This is a genomic window from Bartonella sp. CL71SXKL, from assembly GCF_042194935.1.
In the GTDB taxonomy this organism is placed as follows: Bacteria; Pseudomonadota; Alphaproteobacteria; order Rhizobiales; family Rhizobiaceae; genus Bartonella.
In genome coordinates, this window is record NZ_JBHINI010000015.1 from 1 (window position 1) to 23,819 (window position 23,819).

Below are 23,819 nucleotides of genomic sequence, written 5' to 3' on the forward strand. Positions count from 1 at the left end.
TAACGTAGGTTGGATACTGCTAGACCAACGGCAGCTGCTTGCCTTGCCTCTTTCCGTACGCTCTTAATATCATAACTTAAAATATTAAACTTCATATCTGTATATCGGTCAGACCGATCAACAGCATCATCAATGGCATTAATAACAATATTATCCACCCGACTATCCGTATATTTTTTTGCATCATCGAGAACAATTTTCATCTGTTGCTGAGTGTAATCATGCAGTTGACCACCATTCACCGCTTCTTTCGAGTCCTTCTCAATACGGCCATCCGCAACATTATCAATTAAAACAGGTTCACTGGAATCTCCACCCTCTAAAGTGATCCTATTGGTTTTGTTTCCTTCTCCATCTTTATCATAGTTAACTGCGCCATCAGAAAGATTATTAACCGTGTTCTCAATATTATCAACTCTGTCTTCAATATTGAAAACCGTTTCACCAATATTCGTAACCGTAGTGGAAATATTGTCGACTCTGTTTTCAATATGCTTAATATCTTTTTCAACGCCAGTGATACGTTCGTTGGTCTCCCAAAGCTGTCCGCCATTGACTGCATCTTTTGACCCTTCTACAATTTTACCATCTGCTACATTGATAATCTTACTTGGTTGACCATCATGGCTAGCGTCATAAGCTTTTTTCTGCTCATTCCAATTTAAACCATTAGACAAGACATTGTTTTCAACATTTTGAATGCGGTCGTTTATCTTAGACATACTCTCACTCACGCCGTCAAAAGCACTGGCAACGTTATGATAATTCTTCTTTTCACCAGAGCTACCGTCAGCCTTGAATTGTGCTATCTTGAAAGTAGGAGCAGTCCATTCTCCATTATTATAGCCAGCGCCACCACCAAAATACGCAGCCAATTGGTTGCTTATAAGATAAAGTTGCGAACCATTTATAGCATCGGTTGAATTAGCAGAAATATCTCCATTGGCAAGAAACTTAATTTTGCTATTGGTTCTTCCCTCTCCATGCTGTGCTACAAATGCCTGCTCATCACTGTTCCACAACAAGGCGTCCCCTTTAACTTCTTGAGTAATATTCGTGATTTTTTCATTGACATCGTTTACCACATTCGTCAGATGCGTATTCACACTCTTCACATTTGCATCAAGACCTGTCAAAGCTGAGCCAACGTCATGATAATTGGCTTTTGCCACCTGACCATCTTCAACAATAACAGATAAACTATATTTTGGTCCTTTAAAGGCACCATTTTCGAATGACGCACCACCACCAAAATAATTTGCTATATCTCCAGATATTTTATTAATTTGGTTCCCATTGATTACATCATGCGATCCTTGCGCAATTATGCCATCTTTAACATTATGGAGAGCAACAGGGTCTTGGTTATCTACCCCACCTAAAGTTACGCTACCATAATTAATGGCACCATTTTCTTTATCGTAGAGAACTGCAGCAGCTCTTGTGAGATTAATATCATTAGAAATCATCTCTATACTTTTATCAAGCTGGGCTTTGTTAACAGCTTCATCACTCCACTCTGCAGCTTTTACACCGGAAATTGTACGAGCATCACCAGATTCGTTTGCAACATTGATTTCTATACCACCTGTTGACTCACCAATGGTGATAGCACCTTCATTCTCTTCCTGCTTAACGAGGCTATTTTTTGTCGCATTCGTAATCTGATTTTGAATATTCGTGATAGAAGCATCAACAGCATTAAAAGTAGATTCAAAACCATTATGTGGCTTACCCTGAATAGTGTAAGTGGGAGCCTTACCGTTAGATACATCTGCACCACCACCAAAATATTGAGATGTATTTTGAGAAATTTTTGCTAGATTATTCGTAACAGTGGTAACATTCTGATTAGTAACAAAAAGTTGTGAACCATTTACCGCATCGGTTGAATTAGCAGAAATGTCTCCATTGGCAAGAAACTTAATTTTGCTATTTTCTTTGTCTGCTCCATGCTGTGCTACAAATGCCTGCTCATTATTACTCCACAACAGAGAATCTTTAGAGACACCATCAATTTTCTGAGTAAACTCATTGGCTACATGTGTTAAGCGGCTATTCACATTGTTGATATTGTCATCAAGCCCTGTCAAAGCATCACCAACATTATTATGGTCCTTAGTTATTGCTACACCATCTTCAGAAATTTGCGATAAATGATAGTGCGGACCAAACAAAATACCTTCGCTAAATTCCGCATCACCACCAAAAATGACTGCTACATCTCGGGATATTTTTTCAATCTGGCTACCATTAATTGCATCATGCGACCCTTGCGCAATCATGCCATCTTTAACATTATGGAGAGCAACCGGTGCCGTAGTCTTATCACCACCTAAAGACACACTATTATAATTAACGGCTCCATCTGCTTTTTTATCGTAGAGAACTGCAAAAGCACCCACTTTCTGAATATTGAACACCTCTTCACCAAGATCAGTAACCGTAGCTGATATGTTAGTAACCTTATCGTTAATATGGATAATATCCTTTTCAGCACCTGCAACACGATCATTCGTCTCCCAAAGCTGACTACCATTGATTGCATCATGCGAATTTTCAATAATTTTCCCATCTTTAACATTACGGAGAGCAACCGGTGCTGTAGTCTTATCACCACCTAAAGACACACTATTATAATTAACGGCTCCATCTGCTTTTTTATCGTAGAGAACTGCAAAAGCACTTCCCTCTTCAATGTTATTAATACTGTTACTAATATCTGCTATACGCCCATCCAGTTGTTCTTTATTAACAGCGTCATTAGCATTTACAGCTGCCTTCACACCGGAAATTATCCTATTTTCACCAGATTTGTTTGCAACATTGATTTCAGTGCCACCTGTTGACTCACCAATGGTGATAGCACTTTCATTTTCCTCCTGCTTAACGAGGCTGTTTTTTGCCACATTCGCAATCTGATTTTGTATATTCGTGATAGAAGTATCAACAGCATTAAAAGTAGATTCAAAACCATTATGTGGTTTGCCCTGAATAGTGTAACTGGGCGCCTTACCGTTAAATACATCCGCTCCACCACCAAAATATTGTGATATATTATGAGTTACACCTTCAACTGTATTCTCAATCTTCCCTAACTGCGCAAAATTCACTGCATCCTCAGGTTCTTCCCCAGCTGCCACTCCTGTAATCTTTTTATTACCAGCATCAATACCATCCACAGTTATACCAGCCCCATTAGCAAACAGAATGCCATCATCACTTATAGAGCTTCTTCCAGCGGTAACTCGTTCCACTTTAATATTCTCAGCTAGATCAAATTTTACATTATTGTCTTCCTCACCTTTTATAATCGTAAGGTTGCCACTTGCCGCTGACAAATCTACAGTATCTTTTATACCAACGGCTTTAGCATCTTTACCCCCAACGGATAGGTTCCAACCTTGATCTACGTATGATTGTAACGATTTTAGCTGTGCAACATTAACGGCATCAGTGTCGTCACTACCAGCTGCCACTCCTACAATCTGGCGCGTTTGCTTTAATTTAGCATCACCAACACTCACTGCACCTAGCGTACTTTTCCATGCAAAGTTGTCAGACTGTGTAAGATCTTTAGATAAAGAACTATAACCATGCTTTCCAGCAGCAACCTCAGCCACAGACTCGTTTCCAATCGCAACACCTAAATTTACCGTCGTTTTTGCAAAAGCACCAAGAGCTATAGATTCCTCACTGTCCGCCTTAGCACGATATCCAATAGCAATTGATTCTTCGCCCGTCGCTATTGTACGTCCCCCAGGGGGGGGCGGGTTATCAGCCCATTTACCTTCACCACCTATTGCGATACTTTTTTTACCTACAGCATACGCCAAATGACCTACAGCAACAGTAACGCTATTATCCACCTGCGCACCATAACCAACAGCAACCGAATCTGCGGCGTTTACTATTATCTTGGCACCAAGAGCAGTAATATCACTACTATTATGGAGTTTGTCGGCCTGTGTTATATCATTACCAAATATGACATTAGTACCCACTACGTCACGTTGCATGCCTATATCGCGCTGCATTTTAGACATGGAGTCATTGCGTGAAGAATTCAATGCATCAATAATCGCTGTATTCTCACCGTTTTGTGAACTGATGATCAATTTTTTATATTGCCCGCCTGTATCTAATGTTCTTTCCAATGAGTTTTTGTCATCTGCCCTCAAAACATTCACAATAGGATCATCATTACTTATACCAGAAAGGGTTTTGGTTAAAAAATTTGCATCGTCATCAGAAGCGTCAACTTTTGGCATCATTGCCACATTCAATGCTGTTAAATAATTTTCCTTATCACCATCATAGTAATCATACGCAGAGATAATGCTTTGCGGATAAACCACGGCAGCATTCTTCACATTTTCAAGAGATGCTTTTGTTAAATCGAGATTTGCTGAAAAAACAGGAGAAGCATTCGATAAAAACAATGCCACCGCAGTTCCTAACGAAGCTACTTTAAACAATGATGATCGATGATGTGAACGAGAAAAACTCAAATCACGCAGATTTTGTGTAGTATATAATTTTTTCATAATACCCCCTTCATAATAATAGATTAAAAACACAAAAAAGGTATGCTCTAGAACTCTAAAGCTTTCTTATTTCCTTTGCGTGTTCCTGCTTTTACAGCGTGTTTTAGGTCATAAATAAAATTAAGACATAAGATGTTGTTTCTACAGCGTCTTTAGAAGGGTAATTAGGGGAAGGTTCGTGAAAATCAATTTGAGGAAGGTAAAAAAATACTTAATATTAGAATAGATTTCATTTTTCTACCAAAGGTTGTGTGTCGTTTTTAGCTTTGATCTCTTTGAAAGAGGTATAATTTTTGTTGTGCCTATTGATCATCCGCTAGGCATCAGTTTATTTTTCGTGAATAAGATTTTTTTATTTCATTAGAGGATTTATGAAAGCTTTTTACTAAAATGCCCTATCTATATCCTTACTAATGGTAATGTGTCTCGTTGCTGTATCCTGTTTTACAAAAATACTCACTGCTACTTGTTCTTTTATTCCCTTCAGTTGTGAAAAATTCATTGCACTATCTAGCACCCATATCTTTAGCTGCCTCATCAGAAATAGACAGTTTCCAACCTTTTTTCTTACGACTTCTTCTAAATCTTGCAACTGTCTAAGGTTCACTGCATCGGCAGATTTTCTATCAGCTGCTACGCCAGCTGCTACGCCTATAATTTGTCGCGTTATGTTCTTACTAGGAACACCAATACTTACTGCAACTTTCGTACTTTTCCATTGAGATTAGATGTTTTTAACCGGTCCTTGCAGAACAGACGTATCTCCAAAAACGCCAGCAGCTCTACCAGACACAGAGTTGTTCCCGATAGCTCTCCCATCAACCATCACTTTCTTTAGAATAGGAACCTAAAGCGATACTTCCACCCCCTTTTGCTTTTGAATAGAAGCCCATAGAAATAGCTTCTTGAGCAAATGCATATGCACGGAGTGACCAAGAGCAATCGAACCATATTCTAAAGCTTTAGAAACAGCTCCTACTACTGTTGAATAATCACTCTTCGAAAGAGTATAATCATTTTCCCCGTGTTCGCTCTTCTTATTATATTCACCACCTACTGCGACACTGCTTTTCTCTAAAGCATGAGCCATATTGCCTACAGCAACGCTCCATTCTTTTTCCTTTTGCGCTCCACTACCCTAAAGCAATACTTGTGTTTGGAGTACGTTGCATATCCTGTAGAGCGTTGCATTATAAAGCATACGTTTAAAACTATACGAAAATAAAAGCTAAAACTGTCTTCTTTTAATAAAGGGTATATTCGTATTTACATTGCTTGAAGCATTTTAATAAATCAAAATAATAGCAATCAATTTTTTGAATCTTTACCACTAAGCTCTTTTATTCTCAACAAAAGTTGTAATAAGCTTTTTATATTCGGATTTTATATAATTACGGGAGTTTTATACATTTAGAATAGCTTTAGAGAGTTCTGGAAGAAAGTAAAAAATTTGCCCTTTTCTTAAATAAGAAAAAGGCAAATCAATTTTATGGATTTAGTCGTTTATTAGTTGAGTATCACATTAACCCCTGTACTTATACCCCAGTGACCTCCAGAAGTGGTAATTGACAAGTTGGAACCAATATCACCGTTCTCTGAAGTATAACCTGCACCAAAAGCAAAAGCAGATTGACTACGCCATAAACCACTACCAAATGCAATTGTTAATTTTCCAGGAATATCACTATAGCGTAAACCAGCTACCGCTAAACCAACAGCTGCTGCTTGTCTTGCCTCTTTTCGAACATCCTCAACAGCATAACTTAATGTCGAAAACTTCATATCCGTATACGAATTAGCCTCACTAACTCCATCTTTTACAAGATGAGAAACTTTCTCATCCGTATACTTATTGGCACTTTCAAGCACAAAATCCATCTTATCTTTTAATTGACCGCCATTAACCGCTTCTTTCGAATCCTTTTCAATCTTTCCATCGGCTACATTGGCTATTAATACTGGAGAACTGTCATCTCCACCAACTAAGCTAACTTTATTGGCCTTTTTGCCCGTTTTTTCATCTTTATCGTATTGTACAGATCCCTCCGTAACTTTATTTTCAATATCCTTGACCTGATCTGTAATCATCTGCTGAGTTTCCCAAAGCTGTCCTCCATTCACAGCTTCTTTTGAATCTCTGTCTACCTTGCCATCCTCTACATTGATAATCTTACTTGGACTCTTAACACCCTGAGCATCAACATGAGATGCATCATAGCTTCCTTTTTCTTCATTCCAATTCAGACTATTCGAAGAGGTACCCTTTTCAACTTCTTTTATACGATCATTGATAGTGCTCATGCTGTCATTAACAACATCAAATGCTTCAAAGACATTATTACGCTCCTCTTTATCACCTTTCGTACCATCCTTATTAAAGACCTGAACAGTGAATTTTGGTCCTTGCCAGTTTCCTTCCTTATCATAACCAGCTCCTCCACCAAAATATGAGGCAAATGTCTGTTGAAGTGTATAAATCTGACCACCATTAATCGCATCCGTCGAATCTTCTGATATCTTTCCTTTCGCAAGGAACGTGATCTTGCTGTTTTCCTTGTTACCTTCTTTCTCATGCTGTGCTACAAACGCACCTGCATCATCACTCCACAACAACGCATTTTGCTCAATGTTGTCTGAAATCTCATTATGAAGATTCTTGAAAACCTTATTTACACCGGCAAACGCGGCTGCAATACTATCATAATTCTCCTCTTCAAAGCTTCCATCTTCTTGGAAAGTCATTATCTTGAAACCTGGAAGCGCCCAGCCATCACCATCATATTTAGCATCACCACCAAAATACTTTGCTAGCGACTGATTCAGATCATAAATCTGTCCGCCATTAACCGCATCACTCGAGCCTGATACTATAGAGCCAGCCGCAAGTGATGTGATCTTGCTTGCTTTTCTGTCATCACCTTTCCCATGCAGAGCGACAAAAGCTTTGTCACCATCGCTCCAAGATAAAGAATCTTGTGCAACTCCCTCTGAGACCTCCTTAATGCGAGCGTTCACATTCTTGATATTGTCATCAAGCCCTTTAAAGGCAGAACCAACATCGGTATGCGGTTTATCTGTTACTTCGCCACCTTTATCAATACTGGATAAATTATAAGTTGGCCCTTTAAAAGCACCATCCTTAAATTCAGCATCTCCACCCAACAATTTTGCTATATCCATTGAAAGGATGTGAACCTGCCCTCCATTGATAACATCCGTTGAGTTTTCCGCAATCGATCCGGCGGCTACATTATGGAGCGCAACAGGTGTAGCATCCTTCCCTTTCCCAAAAGTTACATTTGTATAATCAGTTTGATTATCTGTTGTTTTATCGTAAAGAACAACAGAAGAACTATCAGACAGAAGGGTATCAGAAAGATCCTTCAAACCTTTATCAAATTGTTCTTTGTTCACAGCTTCATTGGCTTTTTCTGCTGCCTTCACACCAGAAAGAGTTCGATCCTTACCACTCTTGTTTGCGATATTGATTTCACTACCTTCTACTCCTTTACCAATGTTGATAACATCTTCATTTTTCGTAACAAGCAGATTACTGATTACATCGCTGATCGCAGTTTGAACCTTTGTGAAAAGTTTACCCACACCTGAAAATGCATCTGATACATTCTTATAGCTTGATTCAGCTTCAGTGCCATCATCATTGATAATTTTGAGCTTAAAATCAGGAACTTTCAATTCCCCATCCTTATATTCAGCGTCATCAGAAAAATATTTTGCAACCTTATCGCCCAGTGAATAAAGTTGAGAACCATTTACGGCATCCATCGATTCTTTCGTAATATCTCCTACAGCAAGCGATGTGATTTTACTTGCCTTTCTGTCATCACCTTCCCCATGCTGGGCAACAAAAGCTTTGTCAGAATCGCTCCAAGATAAAGAATCTTGTGCAACTCCTTCTGAGACTTCCTTAATGCGAGCATTCACATTCTTGATATTGTCATCAAGTCCTTTAAAGGCAGAACCAACATCGGTATGCGGTTTATCTGTTACAACACCTTTTTCATCAATATTCGATAATTTATACTCTGGTACTTTAAAGTTTTTGCCATCAAAGGATACATCTCCACCTAAAATTTTTGATAAATCCTCAGTGATTGTATGAAGCTGATCGCCATTAATCGCATCACTCGAAGCTGATATTATAGAACCTGCGGCAAGCGATGTGATCTTGCTGTTTTCCTTTTCTCCATCTTTTTCCCCATGCTTGGCTACAAAGGATTGTTCTTTACCATCCCACAACAGAGCATCGCCTTGGACAGATTCTTTGATATTCGTGACTTTGTCATTAAAATCATTAACGATGTTCTGCACATTCTTATTCACACTCTGGAAATTCTTATCAATTCCGTCAAAGGCTTCCGCTACATTATTGTAGGTTTTTTCTTCAACTTCAATTTCATTGCTCTCTAAGTTGAAAACTTTGAGTTTGAAGGTTGGTTTGTTCAATACGCCATTCTCATACGTAGCATCGCCGCCAAAATATTCTGCAACTTTGTTGCCCAGTGCATAAAGCTGGGAACCTGTTATAGTTTCGTGCGAATCTTTCTCTACCTTACCATCAGCGACATTAACAATCTTGCTCGCATCCTTCTCACCATGAGCAGCATTGTAGGCACCATCATCACCTACACTGCCATCCCAATTTAAACTATTCGAAGAGAGGTCATTTTCAAATTCCTTTATACGAGCATTCACATTCTTGATATTATCATCAAGTCCTTTAAAGGCAGAACCAACATCGGTATGAGATTTATCTGTTACTTCACCTTTTTTATCAATATTCGATAATTTATACCCTGGTACTTTAAAGTTTTTTCCATCAAAGGATACATCTCCTCCTAAAATTTTTGATAAATCCCCAGTGATTGTATGAAGCTGACCACCATTAACGGCATCTGTCGAATTTGAGCTAAGATCTCCACCCGCAAGACCTGTTATTTTTTTACCTGCAGCATCAATACCATCCGCTATTACTTTGGGGCCATTTTCAATCGTTAAGCCCGTTTTATCTAAAGTGACGTCTTTTAATTTTACACTGTTCAATGTGACATCTTGTGCCAAATCAAATGTTATTTTTTTGTCTTTACTGTCTGTTGTATCACTATTTTTAATCTCAAAGTTTTTGCTTCCAGAAACCAAATTTAATATATCACCCGGCTGAAAGTTTGAAACAGCCTTATCATTAAGAGAAAGTGTCCACCCTTGTGCTACAAATTCCCTTAATTTTTTCAGCTGCGCAATGTTGACGGCATCAGTATCTGCATAACCCGCTGCCACACCTGTAAGCTGTCGTGTTATCTTATTCGGAGTATCACCAATACTAAAAGCTCCTTGAGTGCTCTTCCATATCACACCATCATCCGTTGACTGGCTCCCTATAGAAGGATCATAACCAACTGTGGACACTGAGTTACGAGAAACAGATTTATAACCCACAGCAACACCACCCTCAGGAAGTACTTGTACATTTGATCCTAATGCCATACTATTTTTAGCTGTTGCAGCTGAAAGTCCACCTAATGCAATACTATTTTCACCAGATGCATTTGCAAAACCACCTAATGCGATACTATTTTCACCAGATACATTTGCAGAACCACCTAATGCAATACCATTATCGGCAGTTGCACTTGAAAGCTTACCTATAGCAATACTTTCTTGCCCACCTTTTCCCTCACTGGCAGCAATTGTAATGCTCTCCGTTTCGGCATGCCATTTAAAAACACTATCATCGGCAGCTTTTTTAATCTCATTGTGAAGATTCACATAAGACTTACCCACACCTTCAAAGGCTTTGGCTACATTTGGAAAACTTTCTTCTTCAATCTCATTCGTCTCAGGATTTAAAGTTTTAATTTTGAACTCTGGATCATCCCATTGACCATTCGTAAATTTAACACCACCGCCTAAATATCCAGCTATATGGGTAGCTACAACATTCAACTGACTACCATTTACCGCCTCTTGTGAATCTGCACTAAGATCACCAGATGTAACACCCGTTACCTTTTTATTTCCAGCATCAATACCACCGGTGGTTATTTTCGGACCATCAGTAATTACTAAGCCCGTGGCATCGAAGGTATTTGTACCTGCTTTTAAGCTTGTTAACGTAATGTCTTGAGCCAGATCAAATTTTACTTTATTGTCATCTTCGCCCTTTGTAATATTTAGGTTGCTACTTCCAGCAGAAAAATCTACCGCGCTATCCATAAGAACAGTTGTAGCATTTTTATCTCCAACAGAGAATTTCCAACCGTTTTGTCTTACAACTTGTTCTAAGTCCTGCAACTGTCTAAGGTTCACTGCATCGGTAACATTAGAACCAGCTGCTACGCCTGTAATTTGTCTGGTTATACCCTTACTATAATCACCAACACTAACTGAGCCCCGCGTACTTTTCCATTGCGCCTCGACGTTTGTTGCAGGCCCCTGCAACAAAGAAGTGTAGCCAAACTCACCAGCAGCCCTATCAGCTACAGAATCGCTTCCTAGAGCAACACCTTTCGCAACCGTCACATTAGAGCTAGCACCTATAGCAATTCCCTGCGGCGCCTGCTCCTGTGCATATGCATTGTACCCCATAGCAATCGCTTCATTTGCATAACTATGTGCTTTACTACCGAAGGCTATTGAAAAATCACCTAATGAAGCTGTTCTCTCTTTTTCATCATAACTATCGGTTAGAGAAGAACCGATTGCAATGCTATTTTTAGTCTTTCTACTACTACCGGCTAAAGCAGTTAAGCCGATTGCAATCCCTTGGTCAGCATTCGTCTGCGCTACCTGCCCGTAAACAATAGCATCATGAGCTTCTCCCTGAGCTCGTTCACCATGGACAAGAGGATTACCCAAATTCTCATCCCTAGTTATCTGATCTCCCTTTACAACTCTTGGAGTTAAAGCTGCTCTTGTTATTTTTTTACTTCCAACATTCATATCAATTGAACGTATCGAATCGCTGGTTTCTGCCAAAACATTCACTATAGGACTATAATCGCTTACACCAGTAAGAGTTTTTGTTAAAAAATTTGCATAGTCATCAGCAACACTTACCTTGGATGTCAAAGCAACATTCAGCGCTGTTAAATAATTTTCCTGTGATGAACTAGAAGAATCCAAATCATTCGAAAAAACAGGGGAAATACTGGCTAAAAGTGCCGCTATCGAAGTCAAGGATAGGACTTTAATAAAAGGAAAACGAGAAAATTTTAAATTGCTCCCTGCTAATTTTGTATATAATTTTTTCATAATGAACTCCCCAATGAAAGAAATAACTATAAACACAAAAAAGACACATTTAAACGCTATGAAGTTCCCTAAAATTGGTTTTTCTAAACGTATTCAAAAATTTAGTACCTGACTGAAAAGATAGAGAAGTTGTGTTTTTAGGTTTTATGGTTAATGTGTTTTGCTCTTTTACATTTCCTAAGAAAGTAAAATTTTTTTTGTGGTGATTGGTTTTTTTAACTTCTAAGCTTATTGGTTGTTTTTTGCAAGGGGTAGAGTTGATTTAGTGGATTGTTTTATAACTTCTTCCAGTAAAGTTGAAATACATTTGAATGTGTACTTTTATCTTAGTAGAAAACTTTTTAATAGATTTGTAGTAGAGCGAAAGTTTTTTTCTATCTGTAAAGCGCTACAGATTTTTCAGATTTAAAAATTAAAGAAGAAAATAATGAACTTATAATTTATGAAAAACTTATTATCTTATTTTGAAATAAGAAGTTCATTTTGTTGAAAGTGTATAGGTTTTTTCTGTTTTTTAAACCTGTATTTGTCGTTATAGCGCTTATCAATTTATATATATAATTTTTACATACGTAACAACAATTCACCCCTGCCTCATGAGACAGGGGTGAAAAGGAATTTTTATGTATTTTGTTTATTATCAGTTCAATGTCATATTGAATCCCGCACCTACACCCCAGTGACCTCCAGAAGTTGTTGCGGATATGTTAGAGCGGTATTTTCCATTTTCTGAGGTGTAACCTGCACCAAAGGCAAATGCAGATTGACTACGCCATAAACCAGTACCAAATCCAACGCTTAATTTTCCAGGTGTATCATTGTAGCGTAAGTTAGACACCGCAAGACCAATAGCCGCTGCTTGTCTTGCCTCTTTTTTCACACTCTCAATACTGTAGTTTAAAACGTTAAACTTCATATCTGTATATTGTTTAGACTGATCAACAGCATCATCAATCGCATCAATCACAATATTATTAACCCGTTGATCTGTGTAGTGCTTGGATTCATCAAGAATAATCTTCATCTGTTCTTTAGTATAGTCATGGAGTTGACCACCATTTACAGCTTCTTTTGATCCCTTCTCAATTTTACCATCAGCTACATTATCAATCAAAACAGGTTCACTGGCATCACCACCCGCTAATGTGATTTTATTGGTTTTTTTGCCGTTTTCATCTCTGTCATAACGAACAGCGTCCTCTTCAATACCGTCAACTCTATTATTGATGTTATCAACTTTGGTATCAATATTGAGAACTACATCACCAATATCAGCAATCGTATTTGAAATATTATCAACTCTGTTGGTAAGATGCTTCACATCTTTTTCAACACCAGTGACACGTTCATTAGTTTCCCAAAGTTGTCCACCATTGACCGCATCTTTCGAACCTTTTACAATTTTACCATCAGCTACATTGATAATTTTATTTGGCTTGCCATCACGATTAGCATCATAGGCTTTTTTATCATTGTTCCACTTTAAAGCATCTGTATCGACCTTGTTGATGACATCATCAATACGGTTGTTAATATTTGACATCCCATTATTAATATCACCAAAAGCATCAGCGACATTATTGTAGTTTTTCTCCTCCCCAACAGTACCATCGGCATTAAATTGAGAAATCTTGAAATTAGGAGCGTTCCATTTTCCATTATTATAGCCAGCACCACCACCAAAATACACAGCCAATTGGTTGCTCATGAGATAAAGCTGGTTACCGGTAATGGCATCAGTTGAACTCGCAGCAATTCTGCCATCTTTAATATTAAGGAGAGAAACTGGTCCGTTGTTTTTATTGCCACCTAAAGTCACACTACCGTAATTAACACTATCATCGTCATTCTTATCGTAAAGAACCGCAGCAGCACTTGCTGTCTCAATATCTTTCGTAATATCCTTTATGCTTTTATCAAGCTGGTCTTTGTTAACAGCTTCATCGCCCTTTTCTGCTGCCTTAACACCAGAAATGGAACGTGCGACCTTACCATATCCTGCAATATTGATCTCAGTACCAGCTGTTTTCGCACCGATGGTGATGATACCTGAAATTCCCTCTTGTTGTATAAGACTATTTTTTTTCATTTCAATAATCTTATTATCAAGATTTGTAATAGAAACATTCACACCAGTAAACGCATCTGTAACATTATTATATGCCTTATCCTGAATAAGGAAAGATGGTTCTATACCTTCAAGTACATCTGTGCTGCCACCAAAATATTTCGATGTATTTTGAGCAATCTTGAAGAGCTGTGAACCATTTACTGCTTCTTTTGATGCTTGAGAAAGCTCTCCATCTTTTATACCGGAAAGTATACGCTCCATACCACCTTTATTTACAATACTGATTTTAGTACCACCAGTTTCTTTACCAACAGTAATAAGACCGTCTTCTCCCTCCTGCTTCACAAGGCTATTTTTTGTTATATCAGAGATTTGATTGTGAATATTTGTGAAAGTATTGTTCACACCTTCAAAAGCATCAGCAACATTTGAATAAGGCTGTTTAGAGGAAGTTCCATCATCCTTGAATTGGATAACTTTGAAAGTGGGAGCATGCCAATTACCAGCGTCATCATACCCAGCACCACCACCAAAATAATTAGCAATATCATTTATTGCATAGCGCAAATGCTGATTAACATGCCTGATGTTCATATTAAGCCCTGACAAAGCCGATCCAACATCATTATGTTCCGTCTGTTTTTCCTGGCCATGTTCATCAATAGTAGTTAAATTATATCTCGGTTTTCTAAAGACTCCATTTGTGAAAGAGGCATTGCCACCAAAATAAGTAGCAATTTTGCTGCCCATAGAATGAATTTGAGAACCATTTATAGCATCTGTTGAATCTTCAGTAATATCACCATTCAAAAGGTAGGTAAGCTTACTTTCTGTTTTTTCTCCATTTTTTTCATGAAGTGCAACAAACGCTTTCTTACCTTCATCCCACAATAAGGCATCCTGAGAAAATTTATCAAATTTATTGTCTACATATGTTAGTCGACTATTCACATTTTTGACATTTGCATCAATTCCTGTCAAAGCATCACCAACATTTTCAAAAGTTTTCTGTTCTACCTTACCATCTGCAGAAACAGTAGATAAATTATACTGTGGTCCAAAAAAAACACCATTTTTAAATGAAGTACCACCACCAAAGAAACTCGCGATATCTCCAGATATTTTATTAATTTGGCTGCCATTAATTGCATCTGTTGATTCTTCGTGAATTTCCCCATTCATAAGATAGCTAATCTTACTTTTTGTTTTATTACCCTCTCCACCATGCCGCGCAACAAACGCTTGTTCTTCTTCACTCCAAAGTAACGCATCTTGAGAGAGAGTATCAAATCTCTGAGTAAATTCATTAGTAACATTCGTCAAACGATTATTCACACTTTTGACATTCCCATCAAGTCCTTTCAATGCAGAACCAACATCACGATAATTAATATTTCCTATCGTACCATCTTCAAAAATAACAGATAAACTATATTTGGGTCCTTTAAAAGCACCATCTTCAAACGCTGCATCTCCACCAAAAAATTTTGCTACATCTTGAGAGATCTCATTAATTTGGCTACCGTTGATTGCATCATGCGAATTTTTAGCAATTTTACCATCTTTGACATTCAAAAGAGCAACGGAACCATCACTCTTATCGCCACCCAAAGTTACACTGTTATAATTAATACTGCCATCTTCATTCTTATCATAACGAACTGCAAAAGCACTGTCTATCTTAATATTGTTAACAATATCAGTAATATCTGCAATCTGACCATCAAGTTGTTCTTTATTAACAGCTTCATCAGGGTTTACCGCTGCTTTTACACCAGAAATTGTCCGAGCATCACCCGATTTATTTGCAATATTAATTGTTGTGCCACCTCTTTCTTTACCCACAGTAATAGGAGCATTCTCCCCATCTTGTTTCACCAGAATGTTAAGTTTAATACTTTCAGCTGTCTCTCTTATAGTTTCTTCGAGTTGCTTTTTATTAACGGCATCATTATCCTCCACTGCTGCTTTTACACCCGAGATAGTTCTGTCTCCTTCACTGCCTGTAATATCAATTGTCGTGCCATCTTTTTCCTTACCAATGGTGATAAATTTCTTCCCTTCGTCCCATTTAACAAGACTATTTCCTGCTATTTCATTTTTGATTTCGTTCAATTGTGCAAAATTTACCGCATCGGTATCTTCAGTTCCCCTTACCACTTTTGTAATCTTTTGATTGCCAGCATCAATACCATTAACAGTTATGCTTGGTCCATTATCACCAGTAAACATAAAGCCATCAATAGTCATAACGCTTTTTCCTGCTGTAACACTCTTTACACTAATATTATCAGACAAACCAAATTCTACAGTATTGTCACTGTTTTTGGTAATTTGGATATTCGGGTTACTTTCTCGACCAGCTGATTGTAAATTTACCTCACCGTTTGGACCAATATGCGTAGCATCTTTACCATTAACAGAAAGTTGCCAACTTGTTTTAAAACCATCTTTTACTTCCTTCAACTGTTTATAATTCACTGCCTCGTAATCTTCAGTCGCGTCTGCTACTCCGGTAATCTTTTGATTGCCAGCATCAATACCGTCTATAGTTATTTTTGCCCCATTAGTGATTATAAAACCATCGTCACTCATAGAACTTCGTCCTGTAGTGACACTAGTCAATTTAAGCATATCACTCAAAGTAAATTCAATTTTATGCTTACTACCTTCAGTTTTTTTTGCAATTTTTAAGTTATCTTTTCCTACTACACTATTTTTCACTGAAAAATCTACGGTATTGTCTGAATTCACATCTGTCGGATCTGTATCGTTAGCAGAAATTTGCCAAGTACCTCCCCCTGCTATGACATCTCTCATAGCTTTCAACTGGGCAACATTCACTGCATCAGTGTCTTCACTCCCTGCTGCAACATTTGTAATCTGTCGCGTTAATTTCTGCTTAGTATTACCAACACTAAAATCACCTGCAGTGCTTTTCCATGCAAAATCATTCTTTGTTGTTGTAGTATTTGTTACAGGATCATACCCCAAAACTTCCCCATTAACACGAGAAACAGATCCTCCCCCCACAGCAACACCATCTATAACACGTACTTGTGCATTTATACCAATTGCAACTGAATGAGCCGTCTCAGCATAGGTATGAGTACCTATGGCAATCGAATTTTTACCCTTCGCTATTACTTTTCTTTCCTCCCCGCTTTCTGCAGGTTCCCCACCACCTATTGCAATAGAACCAAGAGCTTGAGCTTCAGCCTTCGTGCCTATAGCAACCGCGTACTCGTCAGCTGCTTTGGTTTTTAATCCTAATGCAATACTATCGTAACCAGATGCAGATGCCACCTTACCAATAGCAACACTATTTATACCGCTCGCTGTTGCATCTGAACCAAACGCAATCGCATCGTCCAACGTAGCTTGAGAACGCACACCTATAGAAATGCTATTTTTACCAGAAGCAGTTGCAAGTCCTCCAATAGCAACTGCAGATTTCCCCGATGCTTCTGAACCTACACCCATAGCAACACTTGCTATACCACTTGCAAGTGCAGAAACACCAAAAGCTTGTGCTCCCCCTGCCTTTGCTGTCGCGCCTGCACCAAATACGGTTGAATAATTACCCGTCGCTGCAGATCCACAACCGGTAGCAAAAGAATAAACACCATAAGCTTCAGGCAGAGCATTCATAAAACCACCAGTAATTCCCCCCATATAACCACCTAAAACTCTACCATCAGTGCTAGTCGTGTATCCATCACCCGCCCAAATAACCTTTCCAGTGGTCGTACCATAAGGACTACGATTTCCAAAAACTTTCTCACCAACAAATCTATCATATTGTTCTTGTGCGGTTATTCGCTGACTATCAGCAATTCCTTGTTGTTGTTTGCCGCCACGATCAATAACGTTATCTACACCACAGTAGTCATCATCACCAGATAGAACAACACTGCCATGACTACCATGTGGATACATGACATTACCACCATTTGTGCTTCTAATTGTCTCTCCTGTTATTGAGAGATTCGCAGCAAAAACAGGAGAAACACTCGATAAGAGTGTCGCCATTACCGTACTAAGAGAGACAACTTTAATTAAATTTGGTGTGGAATATTTTTTTTTCATAAGAACCTCCTCCAACAGAGTTCAACATCATTACAACGTGCGAAAACACACACGGCAAAACCCTTGTTTGCGCACTTCAAAAACCAATAAATCAAGACAAAACTCTCCCCCTACGATACCGCCATCTTTACGGCATCGCCCTAAATCTCTGCAACAACATCGAATCTAGAAAAGTCCCCAACCCTTTTAGCTAGAGGGATTCAAGCTAAAAAATCAATAAAAACACAAGACTTTGAAAATATACCGTAATCTCCATTTAAAAATACTGCGGTTTATCTCTTAACAAAATAGTTTCACTAAAGAGCAATTCTACTTTTCAAATAAAGCGCATCAGCAAAATGGCAAGAGTGTAAAAAATAATTTTTTATAAATTTGTAAAAATACTTCTCAATAAAACAGCTGTTCTTATAAACACAAATTTATGATTTTTTTAACTTATAGCACAATGTAATAGATAACGATTATCATGATAATCTCACTCTTTGTTGCGAGATAATCTGTTTCAATATATAATGCATCTCTTTGAAAGAAATCTTTCTTAATATAATGATGCACGCTCTGTAAAAAGTTCCAACGTGCTCATCTTGTCCTCTTCATAAAAAGACAAAAGTGCTATAAATGATCTTTCGTTCTTCTCGCGTATATGTCTGTTACCCTTCTATAGGAACAAAACATCGTCATTGTATTTTCACTGTTGTCAGTATCTTTTCCCTCAACCAACAAATATTTCAGGAATGACACTATATTAGCTTCTTTTTGAATCAATTTTGTTTGTATTGCTACCCGTCGTTCTTTTTATGAACTGCTTTATTTTTAATCAGAACAATATATTGATTTATAATGATAGTTTCTCGTTTTTCAGGTTGAATAAAAGACTCGAAGATCGTGAGATTTTCACATTCCAAACTTGGTTATACAGCAGAAAATCAAAAAAGTTTTATTTTTTTAAAAGGCTGTTCATTCGTATCTTATGAAATTTCTAGATATGCTTTTCAGTTTCGATTTTACGCTTTAAATGTAATTTTAAAAGTGGCAAAGTGGCTTCGACTTCTTCCATATCATTGAGGTTTTGAATAAGCTCTTGCAATCTTCCATAAAGCTCTGCTGCTAATTCCGCAACATCTTCAGGAGAAAGATCTATTTTTGCATCATGATAGGTCGTATAAACTAAATGTCCCAGCTTTTTCATCAGCCCAGCAGGTATCGCTTGCGGTTTAAAACCAGCTGCTTTTGCCTTTGCCATATCTGAAAACATCTCGCCATTGCCCGTCACAAGCCAATCTAAGGAAATACCACAAATTTCTTGATATTTGGAGAGCGCAGAGGCTGTAGGCTCACTTATACCAGTTTCATAAGTTCCTACAGAGCCAGCAGTGATACCAAGATGTGCAGCAAACTGCTTACGCTCTGTAAAACCAAGAGCGTGACGCACTTCACGAAAACGTTTTGCCAACTCAGTTTTAGGTTTTGCTTCCGGACGAGCCAAAAAACACTCCAAAATCAATATAATTGTTGACTAAATAATTATATTGATTTATATCTATTATTACTGCTCCTTAAAAAGAGCAGTTATCACATACATAACCCCACAAAAACAGATGTTGCAGCATCCGTTTAAGCAGGAGCGAAAATTATGACAATTACACAAAAAATGCAATCGCCGTGGTATTTTACTGAACTGCGCCCCTGTAATATAACCTTGGAAAAACTCAAGCCTATCCGAGGCTATTTTCCAGAGTCAAAAACATTTGGACACAGCCCAATGAAAAAGCTAAATGCGCCACTGCCAACTCTATCAGTTTGCATGCCAAGCCAATTCTTGCCAACTGCTTTCTCACAAGTCGCAGTCATATTCTTCCAAAAGCAAAAAGCCTAATACGATTCTCTTCATTCCATGCTGTGCAATATACCACTGAAATCTTATTACAAAAATATGCAAATGCATTTCCCATAGGTTTTTATAAAGTAAAAAGTTTATCAATGTCTAAAAATCAATATAAAATAGGCAAAATAATTGGTATTCTACAAAAAATGAGATTATCACTCGTTATTAAAAAGTTAGACGTTTACAAACCCTGTTTGCTTATTTTATATATTAATGACACTGAGTTAGCTGTAATTGGCAATAGAGATTTCAGGGTGTTTGGTTTATCGTCAGAATACTCTTCCTCTACGCACATTAAAAGCCTTTTGGCAATGTATTTTAAATGCTATAAGTTCTATAGTAAACACATTGCCATCCATATTTACAATTGGGCGCTTCAAAAACTTGGAGTAATAAAATCTTTAATAGGCATTGATTTAAAAGCGCGTATTTTGCAGAAAATTGACAAAACCATGAGGTTCGTATACATGGCAATTTTAAGTGATGATAGTGGAGTGATACTTAAAAAAGCTGCATGGAAACCCGCAACGTTGAGGAATTAAGCATGACCTCTTTATGCGATAAAGAATTATCTGATACACTGGTTGGTCTTTATGACGACTATCAACGCGGTTTCGACATTGGAGAAGAGCTTAAATTGTGCGTGGATTTGGCGTTATCTCTTGAATTGGAACTCAGTATTCATCGTTTAAGTGAAACAGATGCTGTTTTAAAAAAAGAGATTGTGCAAACCTTGCATCGTCGTAGAAATACCCATTCCAATGAAGATGAAATTGATACAATTTTTCATATGGATTTTGAAAAACAAAAATAATACAATACTCTCCCCATATGATACGATATTACCTCATTGCTTTACTTTCTACTACGCTTAAACAAAAAACTTTCAAGAAGATTTAAAGTGTTACGTTTTCGTCTTCTTAACAACAGTGAGATGAATTAAAGAAACGCATCAATTCTTTTAGATCATTATCAAAAAATAGAGAGTATTCTCTAGTATACATCAATTTATGCTTTGTTCATTAAGCACCAACTTTTACATTTTCTCAACTCTCCTTTAAAAGCAAAATATGAAATGTGCTGCAGCGTAAATGTTTATAAAATAGCGTATATTGACCACTCTTAAACGTAATTTATTGTTTTTCATGTCTATAAAACAGCACTATGAGTATTCCAACAAACGCAACAATGCTTTGAAAAAAATATATCGATTGAGGTGATATGCTACTGTTATCGCTTGCCATAATGAGGTAGACTCCGAGGATCAAGCATCCAGAGATACCATTAAAACTTGCCTGCAATCTTCCTTGGTATTCAGGATCACAAGAGAGTTGTGATAAAGAAATCGAAAGAGCCCAACTCGAAAGTCCAAATCCAATCATAAAGTAAACAGGAAAAACAACAAAATTGTGTGTATTAACAGATAGAATAGCGAGGCCAATAGCCATAAAAGCTAATAAAATGGCTAATGTTTTCCTGATAGATAAAACTTTACAAAGAAGTGGTGAAAAAAACGCACCTGTCAATACGCCCATAGAATAAAGCACCTCAAATATTGCAAAGATACTGCTATCTGCATGTAAAACCTCTTGTATATAAGGAACGAGAATAACAGGAATGGTCATCAAAAGAGTCATAATAATCATCTGGCTTATATAAGGTACAAAAAGAGCCGGATTCTGTTTAAAATAATGAAGGGATGCTGTATAATTTTCCCACCAATTTTGCTGGTTTTGATTTTTAGATCTTCGGTTTTTAGGTACCTTCATTGCAAAATTAAATAAACCAGCAATGATAAAGAATATACCACCTATTAGAAGAGTTCCTTTTGTTCCTGCATAGGACAGTATAAATCCACTTAAGCCCATACCTACGATAGTGCCAAGTTCATAAACCATATCGATGGTCGCATTTGCATTGATGAGCTGTTCCTTCAGCACAATACTTTGAATTAAAGAAATAGCTGATGGCATATAAAAAGGGATAAAAATACCCAAAAGAGCAGATAAGACCATCAATTCAATTTCTATACCAAAATGCCAAAGCATTACCCAGCTTACAATTACCAAACCTCTCACAAGATTTGAAATAATAATCTGCGTTTTACGATTATATTTATCTGCCAATATGCCAAAAATAGGCGCAAAAATAATGCCAGGCGTCCAAAGAAAAAGCATCATCAACGCTACACCACGGATTGAGCCCGTCTGATTGTAAGCGAGCCATGACAATGTAATATAATTTAGTCCACTTCCAAATGTAGCAAATAAGCCGCTCAAAGTAAAATAGAGAAAAGTTCTATTTTCAAATAAAGCAATGCGTTCCTTCAAATTTGAAGTGAACATAAATTATCCTCTAAAATGAATACCAGTCGATATGCATGATACATCCTGTTTAAAAACAGGCATTCTTACAATTTTTATTTTAGATCATTAAATTTAAGAAAGCAAAATTTCTTTTTTGAGGCTTTTATAATCTTTGTGCTGTTTTATGATTAATTCCTCTATGAAAACGGAACATTTATGGACAAAAACAAAATTAATATTTTATGTGCGTTTTATTCAGAAGCTACACCTTTATACATATGTGAAACAATTTTACGGTATAGAAGCTTCACTCACATTATTGTCCTTATTATTCCGTGCACTAAAATATGCTCGAGTATATTCCTCCATGTCGTTCTTCTATCACCACACTTCGTCTCTAAAAGAATAAACATACTATTATCCTCACAATAAATATTGCTAACTTTTCTACTCCCCTTCTCTAAATCTTTTAAAACAAGCTCATTACAGTTAGTTTTCTAATTAAAATATATAACGTGATATTTTTCCTGAGCAGTTAAATTATTGCAATCACATCTCTAAAGTTTCAGATTTAGAGTACGAATACATAAAGGAGGATCTATCGTGGATAAATTGATTAATAAATGATTTTATTCATAATAAAAAACAAACTTCATCTATATGATGTCGTATTTGATGATGAATTAAAGAAACAGAAGCAGTTCCATCAATTGTTATAAACCGCTCATCTATTTCTGATAAAACTTTGTATACTTTGTAAACTTTTTCAATAAAAGAGAGTTTTTCTTCGTATTTTAAGTTTAAACCATCCCTTTTCTGCAACCGCTCTAGTATAGTAGTGGGCGGTAAATGAAGATAAAATGTAATATGAGGTCTTGGAATAGATTGATTTAATTTAACTACACTTTCAACAGAAAGCTCTCGAGCATAAAAATAAGCAAGACTAGAATAAACATATCGATCGCTAATTAATAAATTTTGCGATGACGTTAAGGAAGGTTCAATAATTTCAAGCGTATGTTTGCGTCTATCTGTCGCTGATAAGAGTGCTAAAAGCAACGGATCAATTGCTTTTCCATTATCTAAGTAATCTCTAATTTCTGGATTATTTCTATACTAATAACTGGGTTGAAAAGTTTGTATTATATGTTTTTCTATTGAGTAATGGCGAGCGATTTCTTTTGTTTGTGTTGTCTTACCACTCCCATCAAATCCACATAAGACAATAAAAGAACCAGAAAATTTCTTTGGAGACCACATGGAATTATAAACTTTTTTATCAATATACATTTTGTCTATATACTTTCCATAAGTTAAATTGTTTTATGTCTGAAATCTCTTAATGTTTAATAAGGTGTTTTTTAACTCGTCTCTAAACAGAAAAACACAATACTCCCGCATTTTGTATAACTTTATGATAAATGGTAGTATATAGACTTAGTTTTAAGATAAGGTTATATTTTAGACAACTTAAAATGAGATTAAGTATTTGTAAAAAATATATTTTTTTGTTCACACTCCATAACCTGCCATTTTTTGACGAATTCTAGTAGAGTTTCTGAGGATTACTCCCATAGCGTCGTGTAAGTGTATAGAAATGAGTTCGATCTCAGTATATTATTGTCCCTTAAGAGCTGCTACTAGATTGC

At 37.0% G+C, this 23,819-nt stretch carries 10 protein-coding genes and 1 pseudogene; 3 read left to right on the top strand and 8 right to left on the bottom strand.

Going from position 1 to position 23,819, the window contains the following annotated elements:
• The 6 genes and pseudogenes from ACFILA_RS07490 to ACFILA_RS07515 form a co-directional block, all read right to left on the bottom strand.
• Window positions 1–4,547 (bottom strand): hypothetical protein (locus ACFILA_RS07490; protein WP_375660917.1); only part of this gene is annotated, 4,547 nt, incomplete at its 3' end.
• Window positions 4,548–4,932: 385 nt separating this feature from the next.
• The gene (locus ACFILA_RS07495; RefSeq protein WP_375660925.1) at window positions 4,933–5,238 is read right to left on the bottom strand and encodes a hypothetical protein; all 306 of its coding nucleotides are present in this window, start codon (window positions 5,236–5,238) and stop codon (window positions 4,933–4,935) included.
• A 156-nt stretch (window positions 5,239–5,394) separates the two neighbouring features.
• Window positions 5,395–5,652, bottom strand: a pseudogene (locus ACFILA_RS07500) (hypothetical protein); the annotation flags it as partial.
• 401 nt (window positions 5,653–6,053) lie between these two features.
• A complete protein-coding gene (locus ACFILA_RS07505; protein WP_375660918.1) occupies window positions 6,054–11,819 on the bottom strand; it encodes a YadA-like family protein in 5,766 nt (1,921 codons plus the stop codon).
• Between the two features lie 640 nt (window positions 11,820–12,459).
• Window positions 12,460–17,979, bottom strand: a complete 5,520-nt coding sequence (locus ACFILA_RS07510) for a Vomp family autotransporter (RefSeq protein WP_375660919.1) — start codon at window positions 17,977–17,979, stop codon at window positions 12,460–12,462.
• Between the two features lie 979 nt (window positions 17,980–18,958).
• Window positions 18,959–19,465: a helix-turn-helix domain-containing protein gene (locus tag ACFILA_RS07515; RefSeq protein WP_273790298.1), complete on the bottom strand. Its 507-nt coding sequence runs from the start codon at window positions 19,463–19,465 to the stop codon at window positions 18,959–18,961.
• A 147-nt stretch (window positions 19,466–19,612) separates the two neighbouring features.
• Here ACFILA_RS07515 and ACFILA_RS07520 point away from each other — a divergent pair, with 147 nt between their 5' ends.
• From ACFILA_RS07520 to ACFILA_RS07530, 3 genes are read left to right on the top strand one after another with little or no spacing between them, the layout of a single operon-like run.
• Entirely contained in the window at window positions 19,613–19,855 is a 243-nt protein-coding gene (locus tag ACFILA_RS07520; RefSeq protein WP_273790297.1) for a hypothetical protein, read from the top strand.
• 23 nt (window positions 19,856–19,878) lie between these two features.
• On the top strand, window positions 19,879–20,406 hold the full coding sequence (locus tag ACFILA_RS07525) for a hypothetical protein (RefSeq protein ID WP_375660920.1): 528 nt from the start codon (window positions 19,879–19,881) through the stop codon (window positions 20,404–20,406).
• A 2-nt stretch (window positions 20,407–20,408) separates the two neighbouring features.
• Window positions 20,409–20,678 (top strand): hypothetical protein, encoded by a 270-nt coding sequence (locus tag ACFILA_RS07530; protein WP_012754562.1) that lies wholly within the window; start codon window positions 20,409–20,411, stop codon window positions 20,676–20,678.
• 319 nt (window positions 20,679–20,997) lie between these two features.
• Here the strand turns inward: ACFILA_RS07530 and ACFILA_RS07535 are convergent, their stop codons facing one another.
• Entirely contained in the window at window positions 20,998–22,209 is a 1,212-nt protein-coding gene (locus ACFILA_RS07535) for an MFS transporter (protein ID WP_273790295.1), read from the bottom strand.
• Window positions 22,210–22,803: 594 nt separating this feature from the next.
• Complete coding sequence (gene tmk, locus ACFILA_RS07540; RefSeq protein WP_375660926.1) at window positions 22,804–23,268, bottom strand: dTMP kinase; 465 nt, start codon at window positions 23,266–23,268, stop codon at window positions 22,804–22,806.
• Between the last annotated feature and the right edge of the window lie 551 nt (window positions 23,269–23,819).